This is a genomic window from Streptomyces sp. NPDC002838 (assembly GCF_040295365.1).
GTDB lineage: Bacteria > Actinomycetota > Actinomycetes > Streptomycetales > Streptomycetaceae > Streptomyces.
On record NZ_JBEOVF010000141.1, the window covers coordinates 1 to 2,020 of the forward strand.

Below are 2,020 nucleotides of genomic sequence, written 5' to 3' on the forward strand. Positions count from 1 at the left end.
CTCCCCAGGTGCGCAAGCTGTGCGAGAAGTACGGCATCCCGTACACCAGCGGCCCGCTGCCACGCCAGTACGCCTCCACCTGGACCCGCATCTGGAGCATGGCACTCCCGTAATCCCCCCAGTACCAGCCAGTTCCCCCGCATAACATGTCATCTCATTCGACGGGCCAGTAGTGGAGGCCGCCGGTCGTGAACTCGCGGCCCGCGCTGTGCAGGTCGTTGCGGAAGAGGCCGACGACGGCCCTGACGTCGCGTCCGGTGAGCGGCGTCATCGATGAAAGCCGACGTGGCCGCCACCCGGTTCCCACCGCTTCCTTGCTGCCCGCGGTATCAGCCTGTTGCGGCCCTCCCACTGCAACCACGGCACCCAGGCCGGGAGAATCCCTGTTCGAGACCGTGCAGCCAGCATTTCCGGCGCAGCCGTCACCAGCGGGGCGGCTGCGTCACCACCTGCACACATTCGCGGGCCAGAGGGCTTCGACGCTGCCGTGGTACCGGCGCCGCCCGGGCTGACGGGTCTCTCGCGCTGCCGGAATACTTGCGGACGGGTGGCTGGTGGCCGCTGGAAGCCGGGGTGGGTTCTGCTCGCGGAGGACTGGGGCGTGGCCACCGACGTCCCCATCGGGAACCGCAGAGCCGACTGCATTCTTCGCTGCGGTGAGCGGGCAGAGGCCCAGGCGCATCCGCTTGCCCTTGCTGAAGTCGCTGGCCGGGAGGCGCACGCGGACTTGTGGATTCTCGACTGCCGAGCCGCATACGCGGGCGACCGCCTCCTGGTGTGGGACGACTCGGGGTTCGGCACGCTGTTCCGCTGGGACCGTGCCTGGCAGGGCTTCGCGGTGGCCAAGCGGCCTGTATTCCTCAACATGGAACTGGACATCAGCACGGGCCACGGCAGCTTCCTGGAGGTAACGGGCTGGGTCTTTGACGGACACCGCGCTCTTGGTTCCGGCAGACCCCATACCGCGCCTGCCATGCGTTCCTGGATGCGCTACGACATCCCGCTCACCAGCCACCTGGCGGTGGCCCGATGACCCGGGAGCCATCCCACGGACGTGAGGGGAAGCGCTACCGCACCGCGGCGATCGAGCTGGACGGCATCCTCCAGCAGGTGCCAGCCGAGTATCACGCGACCGGCGCACTCGTGGGACGAATGGTGACGGCCAGAGCCTTCTACGCTGACTCCCCGTTCGGCGCATGCCCGGTTCCCATAGCCATACCTCTGCACCGGCCCACCGCCGCCACCGACCCGAGACTGATCATCGTGGATGACCTGGCCGAGCAGTGGGTCATGGGATTCAACGTCTGGTACAACCAGCTCCGCTATCGCATCACCGGCTTCTACACCGTCGGACCACCGGCGCCTTCCTTCGACCACGCTTGATCTTCGGCGACTTCACTGCGCCGACCACGTGCACTCAGCGTGACGTTGCGCGCGTCCCGGCGCGGGTCTGTACGCTCACCGGTGTAATTGATGATCATGGAAGAGACATCAAGTGACTGACACCGTGACCGAGTTCGTGGCCGCCGATGACCAGGCGGATCCGTCGCCGGAGGCCGCGACGGTCGAGCAGAAACTGATCGACCAGCTCGTCGGGCAGGCCCGCAGCAAGGGGCTGCAGCTGACCGGCGAGGGCGGGCTGCTGCAGCAGCTGACCAAGCGCATCCTGGAGTCCGCGTTGGAGGGCGAGCTCACCGCCCACCTGGGCCACGAGCATGGTTACCGGTAGTTCGTTAAATCCGGCGGTGGTGTGGGTTGACGACGGGTCGGGTTGGTCGTAGGCCGGTGATAGGAGCCAACTGCCTTTCCGGAGGCTGGAGATGACCGCTCGCCGTCCGTGTCCGCCTGCGCCGGGGCCGTTGGAGGAGTACGCGGCCCGGTTCGACGACCTCTTCTTCAGCCTGGCACAGCGGCGGGGCTTTCGTGAGTATTTGACCGGGCTGCTGGCGCCGCGGGAGCGGAACAAGACGATCACCTGCCTGGCAGGGGCGGAGCCGGTGGCCGGCGCGGGGATGCCGGG

The 2,020-nt window shown here is 67.5% G+C and carries 2 protein-coding genes and 2 pseudogenes; all 4 read left to right on the forward strand.

The annotated features are described in order from the left end of the window. The first annotated feature begins 601 nt into the window (after positions 1–601). Entirely contained in the window at positions 602–1,033 is a 432-nt protein-coding gene (locus ABT063_RS51905; RefSeq protein WP_351069349.1) for a hypothetical protein, read from the forward strand. Beyond that, positions 1,030–1,383, forward strand: a complete 354-nt coding sequence (locus tag ABT063_RS51910; protein WP_351069352.1) for a hypothetical protein — start codon at positions 1,030–1,032, stop codon at positions 1,381–1,383. The genes ABT063_RS51905 and ABT063_RS51910 overlap by 4 nt, the downstream gene beginning before the upstream one ends. A gap of 136 nt (positions 1,384–1,519) precedes the next feature. After that, positions 1,520–1,714: pseudogene (locus tag ABT063_RS51915) on the forward strand (IS256 family transposase); the annotation flags it as partial. 106 nt (positions 1,715–1,820) lie between these two features. Then, positions 1,821–2,020: pseudogene (locus ABT063_RS51920) on the forward strand (IS701 family transposase); the annotation flags it as partial.